The organism is Lentibacillus sp. CBA3610 (assembly GCF_013373365.1).
In the GTDB taxonomy this organism is placed as follows: Bacteria; Bacillota; Bacilli; order Bacillales; family Amphibacillaceae; genus Lentibacillus.
The window spans coordinates 2,214,212-2,233,413 of the sequence record NZ_CP035925.1; the positions used below are offsets into that span (position 1 = coordinate 2,214,212).

A 19,202-nucleotide genomic window follows, 5' to 3' on the forward strand; every position below is an offset into this window, starting at 1 on the left:
CTTTTAGAAAATCACGCCGGATTTTAAAATCACATTCGCAAACGGTGTTGCTTCTCCCGTTCGGATCACTGCTTTTGCTTGTTTGATTTCTAGTTTAAAATTTTCATGCGATATATACTGAATTGGGATGCCCGCATAGTTTGATGTCACCTGGTTGTGCAATGACATATTTGCTGTTTTGATTTCTTCAGCCATTGTCATGTCTTCAATCGCCATATCCTCTGCAACGGCTTCAAGTACAGACAAAAAGTCCGGCGTCCCAAGCTTTAATGATAGATCAACAACCACTGTGTCATCCGGAATTGGCAGCCCGCAATCCGCAATGATGAGCGTATCAGTATGTCCCATTCCAGCCAGTACCGAGGCGATATCACGGTTTAAGATGCCAGCTTTCTTCATTCGGACATTTTCCTTTCCTGTAAAAATTCCTGGATGTCTTGTTTTGTCGGCATCCCGACTTGTGCACCCACTTTCGAAACCGATAAGGCTGCTGCAGCGTTTGCATTTATGACTGCATCCTCCAATGAGGCCCCAGCGGCGAGTTCTGCAGCCAATGCACCGTTGAATGTATCCCCGGCACCGGTTGTGTCTGTCACTTGAACATTATGACTCTCGATTTCCCGGCTAACGCCTTTGTCTGCAAATGAAACACCTTCATCACCACGCGTCACAATCAGCTTTTCCTGAATGGACTCAAATAGTGGATCTTCTTTCATCGATGCGAGTTCAATTTCATTTGGCGTCAAATAAGAAACATTTTCCAGGACTTTTTCCGGCAATGGCTGAAACGGTGCAGGATTCAAAATAACAGGGACACCATTCGGTTCGGCAATGCCCACGGTGTTTACAATCGTTTCCATCGGTACTTCAAGCTGCAGTAATACGATGTCACTGTTTTTGATTAAGTCACACTGTTTAGCGACAACTTCGGGCGTCACATGCTTATTGGCACCCGGAGCAAAAATGATACGGTTATCATTTTCCGATAAAATGATCGTAGCTGTTCCAGTAGCTGTATCCTGAACCGTCTCAATCCCCTCTGTTTGAATATGCTCGTTTTCAAAGTTTGCAAGAAGCGATTGGCCAAAGGGATCCTCTCCAACTGCTCCGATGAAATTCACATTTGCTCCCATTCGAGCCGCAGCAATCGCCTGATTGGCCCCTTTGCCGCCCGGATTGGTAAAAAAGTCATGACCCTGAACGGTCTCACCCTGCAGCGGCATTTTATCGGTTGTGACCATTAAGTCCATATTAATACTGCCTATAATACATACATTCGGTTTGGCGGTCATCATACCCCTCCTTTCAATGTTGATTGACGTTCAATAAGCCGAACAGTCAATTCTTCTGCTGCAACACCGTACTCAGCGGACTGGATCTGTGTCATAAGTATTTCAGCCGCTTTCGCACCAATGTCATAAATCGGCTGAGCCATTGTTGTCAGTGTTGGCGTTAACGTCCCGCCGATGGCAATGCCGTCAAACCCTGCCACGGCCAGATCATCGGGCACTTTTTTTCCTACAGAAGCCGCTGCATTTAACACACCGGCTCCCATTAAGTCATTCCCGGCAAAGATGCCGTTTATTTCCGGATAGTTGGTGAGCAGTTTTATGGCTGCTTCCCGGGCAACGTCAAAATTATAAGCACCCGACACCACATAATCACTGTTAAACCAATCTTCATGCTTCACCTCATCCAGATAACCTCTCAAACGAAGCGCAGCATTATCCACATGTTCCGGTCCGGCAATATGTGCAATCCGCGTGCAGCCAATCGATTTCAAATATTGAACCGCCTGCACGCTGCCACTGCGATTGTTAACGGTAACGGAAGAAATGTCGGGGCTTATGATCCGGTCAAGTGCCACGATTGGTACCTGAATATGCTGTAGATCTTCTTCCCTCAGTGAACTCGAAACGATAATAAAGCCGTCAGCCGATTTTTGCTGCAGTGCATTTAAATAATCCATTTGTTTGTCGATATCATTATCTGTATTGCAAAGCACAAAGGTATAATCATGCCTATTCGTAACATCTTCAATAGCACGGGCGAGCTCCGGAAAAAAGGGATTCGTAATATCCGGCACAAACAATGCGATCATTTTTGACTGCCCCTTGAACAAGCTGCGTGCCACATCATTCGGCAGGTAATTTAATTGTTCGATTGCTTCTTTGACCCGCTTCTTCGTTCCATCATTCACATAGCCATTGCTGTTAATGACTCTGGAAACCGTTGCTGTTGAAACCTTAGCGAGTTCAGCGACATCACGGATTGTTGCCATATGATGACCCTTTCAGTAAGTTATTTAATGTTGTGTAACGGGTTACACATTTAAATAAAAAAACACAAGTTGTTATGTAACCCGTTACACACTATAATAAAGCGGTTACATTAAGTTGTCAATAGACAATTGAAAATTAAATTACAGACTGGCAGACATGAATCAATCAAGGAAAAGATTTCAGGTTTCTACCAGTTTTACATTAACCATTAGGCCCGCCGAAGTAATTGATTCCTACAAATAATACCAATACGTCCCACCATTTAATTCCCGGTGACATTCACCCTTATTCCGTAAATATTCGAGGTGTGCGAGCGTTTCGCCAACCGCAAATCGCATCTCATGTACAGTCAAACGCTTTCGGAACAACTGCTGAGAGATTTGATAAATAGAAGCACCGCTGCCAATAGCCAACAATGTCTGATCCAGTCGTTTATCATGGTGTGACTTGATTTCCTCTATCCGGTCATTCGCGCCAAAAAACGGCTCACCATGGGAGGGCACAACAAAATCTGCATCACGTTGCTTAATTTTGTCCAATGACTCCAAATAGCGTGCCAGCGGATCCGGCTCACCATGAAACCAATACGAAATATTCGGTGTGATTTTCGGTAAAATATGGTCTGTCGACAGAAGCATATTATTGTCATGATTATAAAACGTAACCAGGCCATCCGAGTGTCCCGGTGTCGCAATCACTTCAAAATGGTGCTTACCAATTGAAATGGTGTCACCATCCTGCAAAAATTGATTCACTTCCGGATATGGGATCACCAATGGGACAAAATCTTTTGTATTCGTCAGCATCGCTTCCGCTGTGTCTTCCGGGATACCCGCCAGCAAATAATTTTGTGACAGTGTATCCAAAAACGGTTGATCCCAAGCTTTTGTTGCAGCCTGGAAGTCAATATCGGTCATGTGAACGCGCGCATTGTGTTTGAGCTGAAGTCCGCCTGCATAGCCGAAATGATCCGGATGATAGTGTGTTACGATAATATCGGTTACATCCTTTCCGCTCAGCTCTTCTTCCCATCGTTTCACGGTTTGTTCGTTATGCAGGCCTGTATCGATAACAGTCCAACCATGTTCACCTTCAGCCAGAAAACAATTAACATGATCAAGGCGGAATGGCAAATCCAGTGTTATACATTTTAATCCGTATTCTTCCAGCATTTTAGACCACCTCCAATCCATAACTAAAAATCATTAGCTCTTTGTATCTCCTTGATAAACGCAATACACTTCTCTGCTATCAGCTCTTTATCATTGTCCAGCGTTGCAACATGATAACTGTTCTCCAGCATGACAAATTCACGTACATCTGACGAGATTGATTCATAGATTTCCCGTGAATTCTCCGGTGGAACGACATGGTCCACAGCAGATGAAAAAATCATAGCAGGTGTATTTACCTCCGCAAGTTTCCCCCGAACCATTTCAAACAAATCGATACCCTCTTTCATCGACTTAACCGGGGTTTCTTGATAAGCCAATTCCTCTATGCCCTCCTGTTTGATATCTGACCCAATGCCTTCTACAAACCGTGTTCCTGTATTTTTCAGGGCTTCATAGTTCTCAATCATATCAGGCATATGGGTTGCAGCATTTATTGGCATAATGCCTTTTATCTCAGGATGTTCCGCTGCCAAATAAAGTGTTAATGTTCCACCCATGGACAAACCGGTCACAAACACTTCCTCACAAGTAGCCTGTAATTTTTCCAATCCTCGTTCTACCGTTTGGATCCACTCCTGATATGTACTTCCCTCCATATCCTCCGGGTCAGTTCCATGCCCGGCCAGCCGCGGACCAAATACCGTAAACCCTTGTTCGGCCAACTGCTTACCAAGAAAATGCACGCTTTGTGTTGTTCCTGTAAAACCATGTATGACAAGCACCCCTGTTTTGTTACCCGGATAATAGAATTCCTCGGCTTCTGACATAACTGGATATGTATCTGCCATCCAATCACCTTCCTTGATTTATTACTGTTAATTTTAACATAATCCAATACATATGTCTGAAAATTACAATCAAAAACTTTGCCAATCTACCATCTTAATGAATTACTGGAATGGAGGGAGGGACATCCGATTACATACGGAATTACTCCCTGATTTCGGTTTTCGACTTAAGTTGACATTTATTTCCCGGGTAATAATCCCTGGACAGAAAATTAAAATTAAAATGTTTATTCACTTAGCCCTTGAAAATCAGCTAAAAAATGACTATAATAAATATCGGAATCAGACGGGGCATTAGCTCAGTTGGGAGAGCGCATCGCTGGCAGCGATGAGGTCGTCGGTTCGAGCCCGACATGCTCCATCATATTATCTGAAATTACATCATGACAATGGTTATGGTGTTTTATTATGCGTTGACTTAGCGGAAGCGAAATACCCTTCACAACATATGGCGAAGGGTCTTCAAATAACATGTCCTTTCGAGGAGGGCGTGTTTTTTTATTGTCTAATGATAAACGGAAAGGAAAACAGGTCACCACAAAGCATTGAAGAGGTTGGAATCGTTAGCGAGTGTTGTCATCCAAGCGACAAAGCCATTTAACTCTGTTAAACGAATATTTCTTCGGGGGACTTGCGGGTAAATTAAATAGAAGAACGGTGGCGCTGACAATGAAGCAAATATCTTGTTTTACGATTGGGTAAATAAATCGCGACGGGAAAATTCCCGTCGCATTCGTATTGGTTAGGGTTATTGAAAAACGATTCAACTTTCGAAGCTTTGTCACCGTTCAATGTATATGTAACGCCATATGTTTCGCCTTCCCCGTCATGGTTCAAGGCAACGTCAAGGTCGTGAATGATTTGCTTGATATATTCATATGCCTGCCGCATTTCTTCGGGTGCTTCCTTCCATTGGTCGGAACGTTCAACGTCTTCTTTCGCTTGTCCTTGATGACCAAGGTGCGACGTTCGAGCAAATTGCATATGATTGATAAGGGTTTTCATATGTCCAATATTTACAAAATCCTTTTGAATCGTTTTGTTTAATTTCCCCATATGAAAATTTGTATTGTCCTTTGCTTCGGTAAATTCTTGCGCCTTCAAATAATAATTGAACCCTTCGTCATAACCCGTTTGTTTCCATTTTGAGTAGTCCATTTGTTCCGAAAAACTTTCCGATTGTTCCGCTATGAAATCGGAAACCTTTTCGTCCGTGTTTTTTAAAGAATCCTTATATTCTTCAACGTTTATGGGTGGCGTACCTTTCACTTTCAACATTTCTTCGCCTTGGTCGTTCGTATACCTTTCGCCCTCTAATTCTGCTAAATCTGCCACTTGTACTTCCTTAAAGTCGTCTTGTTCGCTTTTAGATTTTTCTTTTGCACTATCAACGTTTTCAACTTTGGGGGCGTCCTTTGTTTCCTTCGTTTCACCGTTGTTTAGTGCGGTTTCGTCTTCGTTTCCCCCTGCAAAAATCTGGGCGATTCCAAACGTTGACGCAACGACAACAACCGCCGAAGCTCCTGCAATAATTTTCTTTTTCATTTAACTACTATCCCCCCTTTGGAAATTATCGATAATGTAAATGTAACAAAATGTTAAAAAGACGTAAATAACTCGCAATTCCCTTTGGTCCGCTTTACATAACATGTGTTGTACAGGTTGATACCCCTCTTAAACCTCAAAAATAATCGACTTTTGAAAGTTTATCATTTTTTTCTATTTAGCTAGTTGTTTTTTTTCTACCGGATTTGCAAAGTAATTCTCTGTTTCACGTTTAACGACTTTAAACAGCAGCAATAATCCAATCAGGTTTGGTATTATCATAAGCCCATTTGTCAGATTGGCAATCGTCCACATGAGTGATAAGTCGGCTACTGAGCCAAGAAACGTACAAGCAATATAAAGCACACCGTAAATAGATAGATATTTTAAACCGAATAAATATTCAAAGCACTTCGCTCCATAGACATACCAGCCGATAATCGTGGAAAATCCAAAGAACACAACGGAAATGGACACGATATATTCACCAAGCACCCCGAGCGCTGATCCAAATGCGGCACTGGTTAATGCACCTGCTTCAAGGCTGGGATCATGTTGTACGCCGGAGAGAAGTCCTCCAGAAGGATCCCAGAAACCAGTAACAAGCAGAACAAGACCAGTCATGGTGCAAACAATAATCGTTACAATGAACGTACCTGTCATCGCAACAAGTCCCTGCCTCACAGGATGTGTTGTCTTCGCGTTACCAGCAATTAGTGCGACGGTACCCAGACCGGCTTCGTTGGAGAATATTCCTTTTGAGACACCCTGCTGGATTGCCTGGCTGACGACAACGCCTGTAAAACCGCCAGCTGCAGAAACAGGGGTAAAGGCATGTTCAAAAATCAACCCGAATGCCGGGAGAATTTTATCATAGTTAACGATTAAAACTAATAGAGCACCAACAATATATAAAACAGCTAAAATTGGTACGAATACACCAGCCACATTACTGATGCGCTTCAAACCACCAAAAATGATAAGACCAACCAGAACAACGAGCAGTAAGCCTGTAATCCAACCGGTGACATTGAAACTATTATCCATGACATCAGCAATGGTATTTGACTGGACACCATTTCCGGTTCCAAGTGCAGCAATTGCCGCGAAAAGAGCGAATGCGACAGCTAGAGGCTTCCACTTCTTGCCAATCCCGCGTTCGATATAATACATCGGTCCACTGGAATATTCACCATTCTCATTTTTTACCCGATAAATTTGCGCGAGTAATGCCTCTGAGTATTTGGTTGCCATTCCAAGCAGTCCGACAACCCACATCCAAAAGAGCGCTCCCGGTCCACCAAGTGTAATAGCCGTCGCTACCCCAGCGATGTTACCGTTGCCAATCATGCCGGCAAGCGAAGTCATCAGCGCCTTAAAGTTACTGACGTCTCCTTCAGCACTCGAATCCTTTTTGTCGGGAACAAAGGCAAGTTTTAAAGCATATGTCAGCTTGCGAAATGGCATCCCTTTTAAAATAATTGTTAGAAAGATACCGGTTCCAACAAGCAAAATTAAACTGGGTGCTCCCCAAAGAAAGTCGTTTATCTTATTTAATATATCTACCAAATATCCCATCTCCTATGACTTTAATACGATTCGATAAATGAAATGAAAACGCTTTTCATAAAGCAAAATCTTAGATATCGCTTACATTAAAATGCCTCCAAATAAACCACCTCTCCAGTAACCATTTACTCAAAATAAACCGTTATCAAAAACGACAATTATCAGACAATATAAATCTAATATTATATAATTCGTCAAAATTCGTCAATAACATAACGAATAAACAGAAATTTCCTACTTCCAGCAAATTCTAATATTTTGTTGTTGTTAATCGTGCTAATGAGGTCACCGCTTCGAACCCGATAGCTCCATCTTAATAATTCTTCTCTACTAAAAAAACAGATCAGCAGGCAGCTGCTGATCTGTTTTTTAAAAGTTAAGAAAGTATATCATCTCAAGTTCAGGGGACATTTCAATCTGAAATTAGCTAATTCACCGATTTCTTCAAGTCTGACTTCCGGTATCTGACCTCTGAAAAGACGAGTTCAGCCTAGAGTTTTTCTTAATGCTTGGTTTTTCTGTAAAAATTACGCTTCAGCCGTTTTAAGACCTCCCGCATCATCATCTTTCCGCTGTTTTTGAATGAACCATACCGCTGCAATGAGTCCTATGCCAACCACATTCGTTACGAACTCAGGAAGAATGAGCGATAAGCCTCCCGCAAACAATGCGAGCCGTTCCCAAGCTCTTGATTTTCTGGCAAAGTACCCAATCATGGCACTGCTGATTCCCATCATGCCAATGACAGCTGTAATGACGGCCATGACAAGATTCACCGCGGTCACGTCCACCAGTACAAGGATCGGATTATAAACGATAATATACGGGATGATAAACGCAGCAATAGCCAATTTGACAGCTGTTACCCCTGACTTGAATGGATTTGCTCTGGCAATGCCTGCCCCCGCATATGCGGCGAGACAGACCGGCGGGGTGATATCCGCAACAATGCCAAAATAGAACACAAACATATGCGCAGCAATCGGCTCAATCCCGAACTCATTAATTAGCGCAGGGGCTGCAACTGTCGCGGTCACAACATAATTGGCTGTAGTCGGAAGTCCCATGCCCAGTATAATACAGGCAATCATGGTGAAAATGAGTGCCAATACCAGAATACCACCGGATAAAGCGATGATTCCGGCAGCAAACTTGGATCCAAGTCCGGTGATGCTGACAACTCCCGCAATAATTCCTGCCGTCGCAACAGCTGCAATGACCGGGAGTGCCACCCTTGCCCCCTGCTCCAGCACATGAATAATCTCGCGCAGGGACATCCGGGTTTCCTTGCGAATAAAGCTGACCAAAAAGGCAGAAACAATACCGAGCAACGCAGCACGCTGAGGGGTGAACCCAATTAAAATCGTTCCAATGATCATCAGCAATGGAAGCAATAAATAGCCATATTTAATAAACAGCGTCCTGAAAACCGGCAATTCGGATTTTGGCAGCCCCAGTATACCAAGTTTTTTGGCTTCAAAGTGCGTCCCGATAAAGATACCTGTAAAATATAATATTGCCGGGATCGCCGCGGCCAGCATAATCGTTGAGTATTGCACGCCTAAATATTCCATCATAATGAAGGCCGCAGCACCCATTAACGGCGGCATGATTTGGCCACCTGTTGAAGCGGAGGCTTCGGTTCCAGCAGCAAATTCCGGTTTAAATCCGGCTTTTTTCATCATCGGTATGGTAAACGATCCCGATGCGACCGTGTTGCCAACTGAACTTCCTGAAACCATGCCCTGCATACCACTTGCTGCCACCGCTGCCTTGGCGGTTCCACCGGTATACTTTCCTGTCAGCGCAAATGCCATATCATTAAAAATTTTGCCGATATTCGTGTGAATGAGCAAGACACCAAAAAAGAGAAACAAATATATAAATTTCGAGGAGATTTGAATAGGTGTTCCAAATACACCACTTTCCTGAAACCATAAATCTGTTGCCACTGCGTCCAGAGAAAAGCCAGGATGGGATAAAACGTCTGTCGGAATATAGTTTCCGAAAATCGCATATAACAGCGTGATGCTTGCTACAATAACAATCGGAAGCCCGACCGTGCGCCGTGTTGCTTCCAGAACAAGCAATACACCAATAATAGCCAGTACAATATCAATGGGGCTATAGCCGGAAATTCTGCTTTGCAATATGGATTCAAAAAAGAAAATTTTATGATACGTCACATACATCGCCATAAATGCCAGTATCACATCATACCAGGGAACGTTTTTCTGCTTTTTCTGCAATCCTTTTTTCGCCGGGAAAAGCAAGAAAATAATCCCAAGCGCTGTCCCTAAGTGAATAGCACCTTGCTGTTGCGATGGCAGTGTGCCGAAATAGCCTGTATATAAATGGAAAAGGGTTAAGGCAACACCCAAAAACATAACGATCCATGCCCATTTCCCAAGATTAATTCGCGATTGACTTTCTTTATCATATTTCGTCAACATTTCCTGTGTATCCGCATTAGATTGATTGCTCATACCATCACCATTTCTTTGGAAGATTTGAAAGTGGAGATGGACCATTCACAGAAAATCCATCTCCACTCGATCAATTTTGGAAAATGTTAACGGTTATTACAGATCATCAAAACTTTCAATACCTGTTGCTTCACGTGTTACGATTTGGACAATCTCCGGATAGATATGGCCGATAAAGGCAGCATTGTCAACTTGGGCATCCTCAAAATCGCCTTCACCGTTCATAGCGTCAATTGCCGGGACATTAACAGTCATGCCCAGATCCATATTGCCATCACGAATGCTGGACAAGTTTTCAACGGATGCACCTGTTTCCGTATTGGTCACACTCACGCCGTCAAGATGATTATTCCATACGTTCGCCATCTCTCCACCAAGCGGATAGTAAGTGCCGCCCTGGCCTCCCGTACCCAGAACAAGCTCACTTTTACGATCTGACTCATCTGCCGGCAAATCGGCAACCTCATTTTCGACCGTTACACCTTGCTCTTCGTAATACCGTTTTGCTCCTGGATGAATCGGTAAACCTTCCGAACCCTCCAATGCATTTTCAATCGTCATTTCCTCGGACTGTGCGTGTGTATTTTCATCGGCACTTTCCACCATAATCCTGGCTAGCTCATACCCAAGTTCTTCGTCAATTGTTTCTGTGTTGCCCATCAATATAGCACGTGCGGCGACTGTATTCACATCGGAATCCTGAAACGCATATGTGTCTGCCGGAATGGTGAACTGGTTGTAACCGCTGTTTTCCTCAATATGCGAAATCGCTTCATCGGACAACCCAAGTAATTTGACATCCCCTGCTGATGCCTGCAAATTTTCGATGCTTCCGGCCGGCATGCCTAAAATACCAATTGATACATCAATATTGCCGTCCTGTACACCGTCAGCTGCATCACCAAATCCCTCTTGATACGCATTGTAGTCGTCCTCTCCAATGTCATAAGCATCAAATATTAATTGTGAAGCCGAGTTTGTCTCACTGGCAGGCGGCCCAATCGCAATATTATTCCCGCCGCCCCCGCATGCACCAAGCAGCAGCGTCACCCCAAACAACAATGATATGATACTTACCACTTGTTTCTTTCGCATTCGCATCCCCTCTCCTCTCTGTAGTGTTGACAGCGCTTTCAACGACACGTTAAATAGTGAAAATAAATGCAATGACTGATAGCGCTGTCCAATTTTAGTTCATTATATGCTCTATTATGGTAAATAATCAACAGTTTATTTCAAAAATACTAAAGTTTTGAAATTTAACAACTGTTTTCTGGTTATGCCAAAACTGTTTGGTTAACTTACAATTGAAAGGTGGATACTGTATTTTCGGCGTTCCAAAAAACGGGTTACTATCTCATTCCTACAATCGAAAGAAATGATAGAAAAGGGGCGTCTCGTCATAGGTGTGAACTGAAAGATTTCGTTTTTCTAAAGCTTTTATCCATGTATGACCATCGTCAATCAGTCCACTTTGAAAGGCTTGCTTAATGGTTTGACGCGGGCTATTGACAATAAACCCTTCTGTTTCCAGATAATCTTTAAGGACTTTCCAGGAAAGTTCACATGTCATCTCGAAAAATTGAATGATTCCAGCACGTTCCAGCTCGTTATCAATTGTCTGATTTGTATATTTTTCCAAAAGCTTATATGATCGCTCAAAGTTTTCAAAGCGCTGTCTCCATCGGCTATTTTTTGAGGAATTCATCACAAAATCCCCTCTCATCGTATTTGGTTTCATTATAAGTGAAGTTTAATCAGACAACAAACGTTTTTCCAGATAATTATGAGGTGGGGAATTGTGACATCGACCACACAAATAACTGCAGACGCGTGATATAATCAAGCTGTTAACAGTCCATGTAATTGGAGGATACGATGAACAAATGGTTCTATTTAAACGTGCTTTTACTCGGGTTAGGTCTATGGAAAATAGCTGAAAATAACATGTCCCTGCACATTTTATTCGGTGCTCTGGGACTGTTACTTTTCCTGTTTAATTGGACACGGCATGCTGTTTTCTCAACCATCCGCAACACTGACAATCGTCAAACAAAAATAAAACTCGCCAGACTATCCAGGAAAATAGTGCCTTTCCATCGCTGGATTGGCACAACAGCACTTATACTGGTATTGATTCACGCTGCTCTGATTGTTAATCTATCCGGTTTCAGCTGGCAAAATATAAAACTATTAAGCGGGCTCCTGGCAGGAATTGTTTTGATAGCGATGGTCACCAGTGGCTGGATGCGGCTTTATCGCTCCACTGCCCGAAAACGAATGATTCATATATGGCTGGGAATAACCCTGTTTTTTTTGGTTGCACTTCATATCGTGCTATAGATAGCATTAATAATTTTTGTCCTATATACTAACTATGATTGAATGGTTCCTAGCAAAAGAAACCTGCACATCCATAGTTCATGTGCAGGTTTCTTATCTCTGCTGGCGGCTCCCTAGATCTGAGAGCCCAATCAAACATCACGAGCTAAAATTGGTTTCCCTTCACGCCGAATGATGCCATTTTTTCGACAGCCTTTGAATCATCGGCAGGGTACTGATATCCATATTCCCGCCGCTGACAATGATACCGCAGTGCTCCGATTTAATGTGGCTGCCATGAGCAAACAGTGCGGCCAGTGCTGCAGCCCCAGCGCCTTCCAGCAATGTCTTGTTACGTTCAAGCATGTAGACTATTGCCGACGCGATTTCCTCATCCGTTACCGTGACAATATCATCCACATACTCATTGATCAGCGGTAACGTCCGCTCACCTGGTTTCTTGACAGCAATCCCTTCTGCAATCGTTGATACCTGATCAAGCTGTTTAACACGATTATGATAGTAGCTTTGATACATGGCAGATGCACCGGCTGACTGAACACCGATAACCTTGACATGGCGGCTCATATGCTTGGCAGCGGCGGCGATTCCGCTTATCAGTCCACCGCCGCCGACCGGAACCAGGATCGTATCAATCCGGTCTTCCTGCTGAAGCATTTCCGTGGCAATCGTCCCCTGACCGGCCATGACATCATAATCGTCAAACGGGTGGATATATTCCGCCCCAGTCTGTATTTGCCGCTTCATGGAGGCATCATAAGCTTCCTGAAACGACTCTCCCGTCAGCACAACCTCTGCGCCATAAGCGCGTGTTGCGTTCACTTTGGCTGCCGGCGTTTTTTCCGGCATAAAAATCGTTGCCCGGACATTCAATTTTGCGGCAGCATTCGCCACCCCTTGAGCATGATTGCCTGCAGATGCCGCAATCACACCTCTTTCCAGCTGTTCATCCGATAGTTGCATTAATTTAAAACTTGCACCTCTGAACTTGAATGAACCGGTTTTCTGCTGGTTTTCCATTTTAAAATAAACGCGTTTTCCGACGAGCGCATCAGTTGTCGCTGATCTCATAACGGGGGTCCGGTGAGCTAATGTTGCTAAACGATTTCGCGCTGCAGCAACGAGGTCACCTGTTAAGCAATTCCCAATTTCGTCACTCTCCTTCATGATATGAAATACGGTTGTTCTATAAAAATCTATCGAACGTTCTCAAACGTCGTAATTTTATCTTCGTGCTGCAATGTGAGTGCAATATCATCCAGTCCATGAAGCAGATTTTCCCTGTGATAGGGTGAAATGCCAAAATCAATTTTCCGTTCCCCATCCTGAATCATCTGTTTCTCCAAATCCACTGTCAGCACTAATTCATCCTTTTCAGCCTGTTTCATCCATTGTTGTACTTGTTCCTCGTTCATTTGGACAGGAATGATGCCATTTTTCATCGCATTATTATAAAAGATATCGGCAAAGCTTGATGCAATAATAACGCGAAATCCATAGTCCTCGAGCGACCACGGCGCATGCTCCCTGGATGACCCGCAGCCGAAGTTTTCCCCAGCGAGTAAAATCGTCCCATTTTGATACGCCGGTTTATTCAGGACAAAATCATCACGCGCGTCTCCATTCTCATCAAACCGCCAATTATAGAAAAGGAACTGACCAAATCCGCTTCGTTCAATTCGTTTTAAAAATTGCTTCGGGATGATCTGATCCGTATCGACATTCGCCCGGTTTAACGGAACAACTGCTCCTTCATGTTTCCGTATCGGTTCCAGTATTGACACCTCCCATCAGCTTTTTAGCACACGTTATGCTGAATAAACGTTTGCCGCAAACTTCCTGACATCTACAAAATGGCCTTGAATCGCCGCAGCTGCCGCCATTTCCGGACTTACCAAATGCGTGCGGGCGCCATTGCCCTGCCTGCCCTCAAAGTTCCGGTTCGACGTCGATGCACAGCGGCCGCCTGGTGGCACAACATCATCATTCATCGCCAGACACATGCTGCACCCTGCTTCACGCCACTCAAAGCCGGCTTCTTTAAAAATAACATCCAGCTCTTCTTTTTCGGCCTGCAGTTTTGTCCCGAATGATCCCGGGACCACGATTGCCCTGACATCGTCATTCACCTGGTGGCCTTCAACAATTTTAGCCGCTTTACGCAAGTCAGTAATGCGTGAATTCGTACAGGAGCCGATAAATACATGGTCAATGTTGATCGACTGGATTGGCTGATTTGCTTCAAGCCCCATATAATCAAGGGCGCGTGATACATCGTCCTGATTTTCAGACATATTCACATCCGGTGTGCTCCCGCTGACCGGAACACACATGCCGGGGTTGGTGCCCCATGATACTTGCGGTTCGATTTCCTCGGCATTGATTGTGACCGTTTCATCATACACGGCCCCTTCATCGGTTGCCAAATCGAGCCATTCACGAGCTTTCGCATCGAACGCTTCCCCTTGCGGCACATGCGGCTTATCACGCAAAAATTCCACCGTCGTTTCATCCGGACTGATCAAGCCAGCTCTTGCGCCGGCCTCAATTGACATATTACAAACGGTCATCCGGCCTTCCATTGACAAATTGCGGATCGCTTCACCCGTATATTCCATCACATAACCGGTGCCAAAACGAACGCCGAATTTGGAGATAATCGCTAAAATTAAATCTTTTGCGGTTACGCCTGTTCCAAGATCACCTTCCACGTGAACATTCAATGTTTTCGGTGGTTGTTGCCACAGTGACTGGGTCGCCAGTACATGCTCGACCTCACTTGTGCCAATGCCAAACGCCAATGCGCCGAAAGCCCCGTGAGTGGACGTATGACTGTCACCGCAGACAATCGTTTTACCTGGCTGTGTCAGTCCCAGCTGCGGCCCGATGACGTGGACAATCCCCTGATCGGGATGAAACATATCGGCCAGTGTAATACCAAAGTCTTGACAATTTTTCTTCAATGTTTCCATTTGTTTTTTGGAAATTTGATCGTCAATGACATCCCTGTTTTTCGTTGGCACGTTGTGGTCCATTGTCGCAAAGGTCAAGTCCGGTCTTCTTACTTTCCGGTTATTCAGCCGAAGCCCTTCAAACGCTTGCGGGGACGTCACTTCATGCACGAGATGCAAATCAATATACATCAGATTCGGTTTATCTGCTTCCTCATGCACCACATGTTTCTTCCAAATCTTTTCAACAATCGTTTCCGGCTTTCCCATTTTGTCACCTCCATTTACTAGACATATATATTGCAAATACTATCCGAAACACTTTTAACGGTCAGATTTTCCACAACAGCAGCCGTCATTTGTTCAGTACTGACGAGCTGGCCGTTTTTGATATCCAGATCAGTTGTATAATAGCCTTGTGCCAGTGATTCACGAACTGCGCGTTCAACAGCGGCAGCCTCTTCTTCCATTTGGAATGAATGTCTTAACATCATGGCCACTGAAAGAATGGTGCCTAACGGATTGGCAATTCCCTTTCCGGCAATATCAGGCGCTGAACCATGGACCGGTTCATACAAACCGACACCATCAGATCGGATGCTTGCAGATGGCAGCATTCCCAATGAACCGGTCAGGACTGACGCTTCATCACTTAAAATGTCTCCGAACATATTCTCAGTCACCATGACATCAAATTGATTTGGCTGGGTGATCAGTTTCATGGCAGCCGCGTCAACCAGTTCATGTTCAACCACAACATCAGGATATTCCTTGCTTTTTTCGTTGACGATTTCACGCCACATCCGGCTGGATTCCAAAACGTTGGCTTTATCAACGGATGTCAGATGGTTACGCCGCAAGCGGGCGCTTTGAAATGCTTTATCAATAATCCGCTCCATTTCATCCCGTGCGTAATAAAGTGTATCGACCACGGCATTGCCGTTATCCCGACGTTCACTCGGCTTGCCGAAATAAAGTCCGCCTGTCAGTTCACGGATAATTAAAATATCACTTCCATCGATGATATGCTCTTTCAGCGGGGAAGCATGCAGCAATGATGGAAATCCTTTGACCGGGCGCAAATTAGCGAACAGCCCAAGCGCTTTGCGGATTCCCAGCAAGCCTTTTTCCGGCCGCTTCTCTGCAGGAAGTGCATCCCATTTGTCACCGCCGACAGCTCCGAGTAAAATGGCATCAGCCTCCCGGGACGCTTCAAGAGTCGTTTCCGGAAGCGGGGTATCATAGTGATCGATGGCCGCACCGCCGATTGCGTACTCGTGCAGTGTAAAACTGTGGCCAAATTCGCTGGCTGCTGCATGCAGCACGTGTTTTGCCGATTCCACAATTTCGTTCCCAACACCATCACCCGGAAGCAAAACAATGTGTTTATTCATTTACTTCCCCCTCCTTTGTTTGTTTTCAGGCAAACTTGCCAGCATGTCATGAGCTGTATTCGCTTTTTTAGAGTTCCTGCTTCAGTTAGGTCATTTAACAACCTGCTCTTGATTTGATGTGCTTTGTTGAATAATATACCGGTTGACGGCATTTAAAAACGCATTGACGGAGGCTTGCAGGACGTCCTGTGCTGTGCCTCTTCCGTTCATCGTTTCGCCATTGACGACCAGCTGTACATGCGATTCAGCGAGGGCATCTTTGCCGCGTCCGACAGAATTAAGTTGGTAGTCAGTTAAATGCAGCTCTTCCGTAATCAATGTGTCCAGTGTTTTATATAACGCTTCAACACTTCCCTGCCCTGTTTGAGCTGTCTGGACGGACTTGCCATCCGGCGTTGTCAGGGAAACTGTTGCTGTCGGAATATTTGACGTCCCGTACTGCACCTGGAACATTTCCAGTTGATATTTATTGACAGCTGCTGTGTCCGTCTGGATTTCCATTAGGATGGTATACAGGTCATCATCCGTCACTTCCCGTTTACGATCAGTCAGCTGCTTGAACATCTCGAAGGCCTCTTTCAGCTTATCGTCCGAAAGATCAACTCCAAGGTCATTCACTCTGTCCTTAAAGGCATGGCGTCCGGAATGTTTTCCGAGGAATAAGGTATCGGCTTTGACACCGACCATTTCCGGCGTCATGATTTCGTAGGTTTCTTTGTTCTTCAAAACACCATCCTGATGAATGCCTGCTTCGTGCTGGAAGGCATTGCGCCCGACAATCGCCTTGTTCGCCTGCACGTACATACCGCTCAGTTTGGCAATCAAATCACTCGTGCGCTTTGTTTCATCAAGCTTCAATCCGGTGCTGTATTTGTAGTAATCTGATCGGACACGCAATGCAACAGCGACTTCCTCAAGTGATGCGTTGCCGGCTCTTTCCCCAATGCCGTTGATGGTCCCCTCAACTTGAGTGACCCCATTTTCCACAGCGGCAATCGAGTTCGCAACAGCCAATCCCAGATCATTATGACAGTGGCATGAGAGCTCTACTTTATCAATATTCGGAACATTTTCCCTGATATAGCGGAACATATAGCCATATTCCTCCGGTGTCGTGTAGCCGACCGTGTCCGGCAGATTAATAACTGTCGCCCCGGCGTCAATCACTTTTTCAATGATTTGGGCCAGAAAAGTCAAGTCTGATCGTGATGCGTCTTCGGCCGACCATTCCACTTGTGGAAACTTCTCCCGTGCATAACGGACCATACTCACGGCATTTTCCATTACCTGTTCCGGTGTCTGCTTCAACTTATACGTCATATGAATCGGGGATGTTGCCAGAAATAGATGCAAACGCGGCTCCTCAGCATATTTCAGAGCTTCCCATGCTGTATCAATATCTGATTTAACTGTTCGTGCCAGCCCTGTGACGGATGTGTTTTTAATCGTTCTGGCGATTTCTTTGACGGCTTCAAAATCGCCCTGGGAGGAAGCAGGGAATCCTGCCTCCATCCGGTCCACACCGAGTCTCTCCAACTGTTTGGCGATTTCCAGTTTTTCCGGTTTATTCAAATTGACGCCCGGTGATTGTTCGCCATCCCGCAACGTCGTATCAAAAATTTTAATTTGTGACATGTGCCTTCACATCCTTTTGTTCATTCTTTTGTTTTGCTTGCAACGGCTGTTTAACAAAAGGCATTAATTCGCGCAGCTCCCTTCCAACATGTTCAATCTGATGGTTGTTTTCCCTGGCATTGATCGCATTGAACTGCGGACGGTTTGCCTGGTTCTCCAGGATCCATCCTTTGGCAAATTCACCCGACTGCACCTCATTCAAAATTTCTTTCATACGTTCTTTCGTTTCGTCATTGACGACGCGCTTGCCGGAAACAAAGTCACCCCATTGAGCTGTATCTGAAATGGAATAACGCACATTTTCGATGCCGCCTTCATACATCAAATCAACGATCAGTTTCATTTCATGGAGACATTCAAAGTAAGCAACTTCCGGCTGGTATCCGGCATCGGTCAATGTTTCAAATCCGGCTTTGACAAGGCTGGTCAGCCCGCCGCACAGAACAGCCTGCTCACCGAACAAGTCGGTTTCCGTTTCTTCCTGAAAACTCGTTTCCAGAACACCCGCCCGAGCTGAGCCGATGCCCTGTGCATAAGCAAGTGCGACTTCCTTGGCGCCTCCCGTAACATCCTGATAGACGGCATATAGTGACGGGACACCGCCACCGTCTTCAAATGTGCGGCGAACCAGGTGTCCGGGTCCTTTTGGCGCGACCATAAAGACATCCACATCGCTCGGCGGGACGATTTGTGAAAAATGAACATTGAACCCGTGTGCAAATGCAATCGCATTGCCCGCTTCAAGATTCGGTTTAATGCTTTCTTCATAAACCGCTGTCTGATGTTCATCCGGAAGCAGAACCATCACGACTTCCGCCTGTTTGACAGCTTCAGCAACCGATGCGACATGAAACCCGTCATCTTCTGCTTTTTGCTGCGATTTTCCCGGTCTCAATCCTACGACAACATCATAGCCGCTTTCCCGGAGATTAAGTGCGTGAGCATGACCTTGTGAGCCATAGCCGACTACCGCAATCTTTTTCGCCTGCAATACCTCTTTTTGAATATCCTTTTCATAAAGTACTTTTGACATG

Annotated in this window: 17 protein-coding genes and 1 tRNA gene; 2 read left to right on the forward strand and 16 right to left on the reverse strand. The window is 44.8% G+C overall.

What is annotated here, in order from left to right:
- Window positions 1-3: 3 nt before the first annotated feature.
- The 5 genes from rbsD to Len3610_RS11110 all read right to left on the reverse strand — a co-directional run bounded on the left by rbsD (window position 4) and on the right by Len3610_RS11110 (window position 4,245).
- On the reverse strand, window positions 4-399 hold the full coding sequence (rbsD, locus tag Len3610_RS11090) for a D-ribose pyranase (RefSeq protein ID WP_176448002.1): 396 nt from the start codon (window positions 397-399) through the stop codon (window positions 4-6).
- The gene (gene rbsK, locus Len3610_RS11095; protein ID WP_176449637.1) at window positions 396-1,292 is read right to left on the reverse strand and encodes a ribokinase; all 897 of its coding nucleotides are present in this window, start codon (window positions 1,290-1,292) and stop codon (window positions 396-398) included. The genes rbsD and rbsK overlap by 4 nt, the downstream gene beginning before the upstream one ends.
- The gene (locus Len3610_RS11100) at window positions 1,292-2,281 is read right to left on the reverse strand and encodes a LacI family DNA-binding transcriptional regulator (RefSeq protein WP_176448003.1); all 990 of its coding nucleotides are present in this window, start codon (window positions 2,279-2,281) and stop codon (window positions 1,292-1,294) included. Before Len3610_RS11100 ends, rbsK begins: the two co-directional genes overlap by 1 nt.
- A 234-nt stretch (window positions 2,282-2,515) precedes the next feature.
- Complete coding sequence (locus Len3610_RS11105; protein WP_176448004.1) at window positions 2,516-3,454, reverse strand: MBL fold metallo-hydrolase; 939 nt, start codon at window positions 3,452-3,454, stop codon at window positions 2,516-2,518.
- A gap of 23 nt (window positions 3,455-3,477) precedes the next feature.
- Window positions 3,478-4,245: an alpha/beta hydrolase gene (locus tag Len3610_RS11110; protein ID WP_176448005.1), complete on the reverse strand. Its 768-nt coding sequence runs from the start codon at window positions 4,243-4,245 to the stop codon at window positions 3,478-3,480.
- Between the two features lie 288 nt (window positions 4,246-4,533).
- Here Len3610_RS11110 and Len3610_RS11115 point away from each other — a divergent pair.
- Window positions 4,534-4,606 (forward strand) — tRNA-Ala (locus tag Len3610_RS11115).
- Between the two features lie 281 nt (window positions 4,607-4,887).
- On the opposite strand, the gene Len3610_RS11120 is transcribed toward Len3610_RS11115, so the two are convergent.
- From Len3610_RS11120 to Len3610_RS11140, 5 genes are all read right to left on the reverse strand, one after another.
- A complete protein-coding gene (locus tag Len3610_RS11120) occupies window positions 4,888-5,790 on the reverse strand; it encodes a hypothetical protein (protein WP_176448006.1) in 903 nt (300 codons plus the stop codon).
- A gap of 174 nt (window positions 5,791-5,964) precedes the next feature.
- The gene (locus Len3610_RS11125) at window positions 5,965-7,359 is read right to left on the reverse strand and encodes an alanine/glycine:cation symporter family protein (RefSeq protein ID WP_176448007.1); all 1,395 of its coding nucleotides are present in this window, start codon (window positions 7,357-7,359) and stop codon (window positions 5,965-5,967) included.
- Window positions 7,360-7,886: 527 nt separating this feature from the next.
- Window positions 7,887-9,845, reverse strand: a complete 1,959-nt coding sequence (locus tag Len3610_RS11130) for a TRAP transporter permease (RefSeq protein ID WP_176448008.1) — start codon at window positions 9,843-9,845, stop codon at window positions 7,887-7,889.
- A 96-nt stretch (window positions 9,846-9,941) separates the two neighbouring features.
- Window positions 9,942-10,940, reverse strand: coding sequence for a TAXI family TRAP transporter solute-binding subunit (locus tag Len3610_RS11135; RefSeq protein ID WP_176448009.1), 999 nt, complete (start codon window positions 10,938-10,940; stop codon window positions 9,942-9,944).
- 268 nt (window positions 10,941-11,208) lie between these two features.
- On the reverse strand, window positions 11,209-11,553 hold the full coding sequence (locus Len3610_RS11140) for a nucleotidyltransferase substrate binding protein (protein WP_176448010.1): 345 nt from the start codon (window positions 11,551-11,553) through the stop codon (window positions 11,209-11,211).
- Between the two features lie 170 nt (window positions 11,554-11,723).
- Here Len3610_RS11140 and Len3610_RS11145 point away from each other — a divergent pair, with 170 nt between their 5' ends.
- The gene (locus tag Len3610_RS11145) at window positions 11,724-12,188 is read left to right on the forward strand and encodes a hypothetical protein (protein ID WP_176448011.1); all 465 of its coding nucleotides are present in this window, start codon (window positions 11,724-11,726) and stop codon (window positions 12,186-12,188) included.
- A 162-nt stretch (window positions 12,189-12,350) separates the two neighbouring features.
- Here the strand turns inward: Len3610_RS11145 and ilvA are convergent, their stop codons facing one another.
- From ilvA to ilvC, 6 genes are all read right to left on the reverse strand, one after another.
- Window positions 12,351-13,355, reverse strand: a complete 1,005-nt coding sequence (gene ilvA, locus Len3610_RS11150; RefSeq protein WP_176448012.1) for a threonine ammonia-lyase — start codon at window positions 13,353-13,355, stop codon at window positions 12,351-12,353.
- A gap of 29 nt (window positions 13,356-13,384) precedes the next feature.
- Window positions 13,385-13,963 (reverse strand): 3-isopropylmalate dehydratase small subunit, encoded by a 579-nt coding sequence (gene leuD / locus Len3610_RS11155; protein WP_176449638.1) that lies wholly within the window; start codon window positions 13,961-13,963, stop codon window positions 13,385-13,387.
- Window positions 13,964-13,996: 33 nt separating this feature from the next.
- The gene (gene leuC / locus Len3610_RS11160) at window positions 13,997-15,409 is read right to left on the reverse strand and encodes a 3-isopropylmalate dehydratase large subunit (RefSeq protein WP_176448013.1); all 1,413 of its coding nucleotides are present in this window, start codon (window positions 15,407-15,409) and stop codon (window positions 13,997-13,999) included.
- Window positions 15,410-15,426: 17 nt separating this feature from the next.
- Window positions 15,427-16,533: a 3-isopropylmalate dehydrogenase gene (leuB, locus tag Len3610_RS11165; protein WP_176448014.1), complete on the reverse strand. Its 1,107-nt coding sequence runs from the start codon at window positions 16,531-16,533 to the stop codon at window positions 15,427-15,429.
- A gap of 90 nt (window positions 16,534-16,623) precedes the next feature.
- The gene (locus Len3610_RS11170; protein ID WP_176448015.1) at window positions 16,624-18,168 is read right to left on the reverse strand and encodes a 2-isopropylmalate synthase; all 1,545 of its coding nucleotides are present in this window, start codon (window positions 18,166-18,168) and stop codon (window positions 16,624-16,626) included.
- Window positions 18,155-19,201: a ketol-acid reductoisomerase gene (gene ilvC / locus Len3610_RS11175; protein WP_176448016.1), complete on the reverse strand. Its 1,047-nt coding sequence runs from the start codon at window positions 19,199-19,201 to the stop codon at window positions 18,155-18,157. The genes Len3610_RS11170 and ilvC overlap by 14 nt, the downstream gene beginning before the upstream one ends.
- Window position 19,202 lies beyond the last annotated feature (1 nt).

Bases quoted from the DNA above. Each gene is read 5' to 3' on its own strand.
- rbsD (WP_176448002.1), bottom strand. From the start codon at position 399: ATGAAGAAAGCTGGCATCTTAAACCGTGATATCGCCTCGGTACTGGCT.
- rbsK (WP_176449637.1), bottom strand. From the start codon at position 1,292: ATGACCGCCAAACCGAATGTATGTATTATAGGCAGTATTAATATGGAC.
- Len3610_RS11100 (WP_176448003.1), bottom strand. From the start codon at position 2,281: ATGGCAACAATCCGTGATGTCGCTGAACTCGCTAAGGTTTCAACAGCA.
- Len3610_RS11105 (WP_176448004.1), bottom strand. From the start codon at position 3,454: ATGCTGGAAGAATACGGATTAAAATGTATAACACTGGATTTGCCATTC.
- Len3610_RS11110 (WP_176448005.1), bottom strand. From the start codon at position 4,245: ATGGCAGATACATATCCAGTTATGTCAGAAGCCGAGGAATTCTATTAT.
- Len3610_RS11120 (WP_176448006.1), bottom strand. From the start codon at position 5,790: ATGAAAAAGAAAATTATTGCAGGAGCTTCGGCGGTTGTTGTCGTTGCG.
- Len3610_RS11130 (WP_176448008.1), bottom strand. From the start codon at position 9,845: ATGAGCAATCAATCTAATGCGGATACACAGGAAATGTTGACGAAATAT.
- Len3610_RS11135 (WP_176448009.1), bottom strand. From the start codon at position 10,940: ATGCGAAAGAAACAAGTGGTAAGTATCATATCATTGTTGTTTGGGGTG.
- Len3610_RS11140 (WP_176448010.1), bottom strand. From the start codon at position 11,553: ATGAATTCCTCAAAAAATAGCCGATGGAGACAGCGCTTTGAAAACTTT.
- Len3610_RS11145 (WP_176448011.1), top strand. From the start codon at position 11,724: ATGAACAAATGGTTCTATTTAAACGTGCTTTTACTCGGGTTAGGTCTA.
- ilvA (WP_176448012.1), bottom strand. From the start codon at position 13,355: ATGAAGGAGAGTGACGAAATTGGGAATTGCTTAACAGGTGACCTCGTT.
- leuC (WP_176448013.1), bottom strand. From the start codon at position 15,409: ATGGGAAAGCCGGAAACGATTGTTGAAAAGATTTGGAAGAAACATGTG.
- leuB (WP_176448014.1), bottom strand. From the start codon at position 16,533: ATGAATAAACACATTGTTTTGCTTCCGGGTGATGGTGTTGGGAACGAA.
- Len3610_RS11170 (WP_176448015.1), bottom strand. From the start codon at position 18,168: ATGTCACAAATTAAAATTTTTGATACGACGTTGCGGGATGGCGAACAA.
- ilvC (WP_176448016.1), bottom strand. From the start codon at position 19,201: ATGTCAAAAGTACTTTATGAAAAGGATATTCAAAAAGAGGTATTGCAG.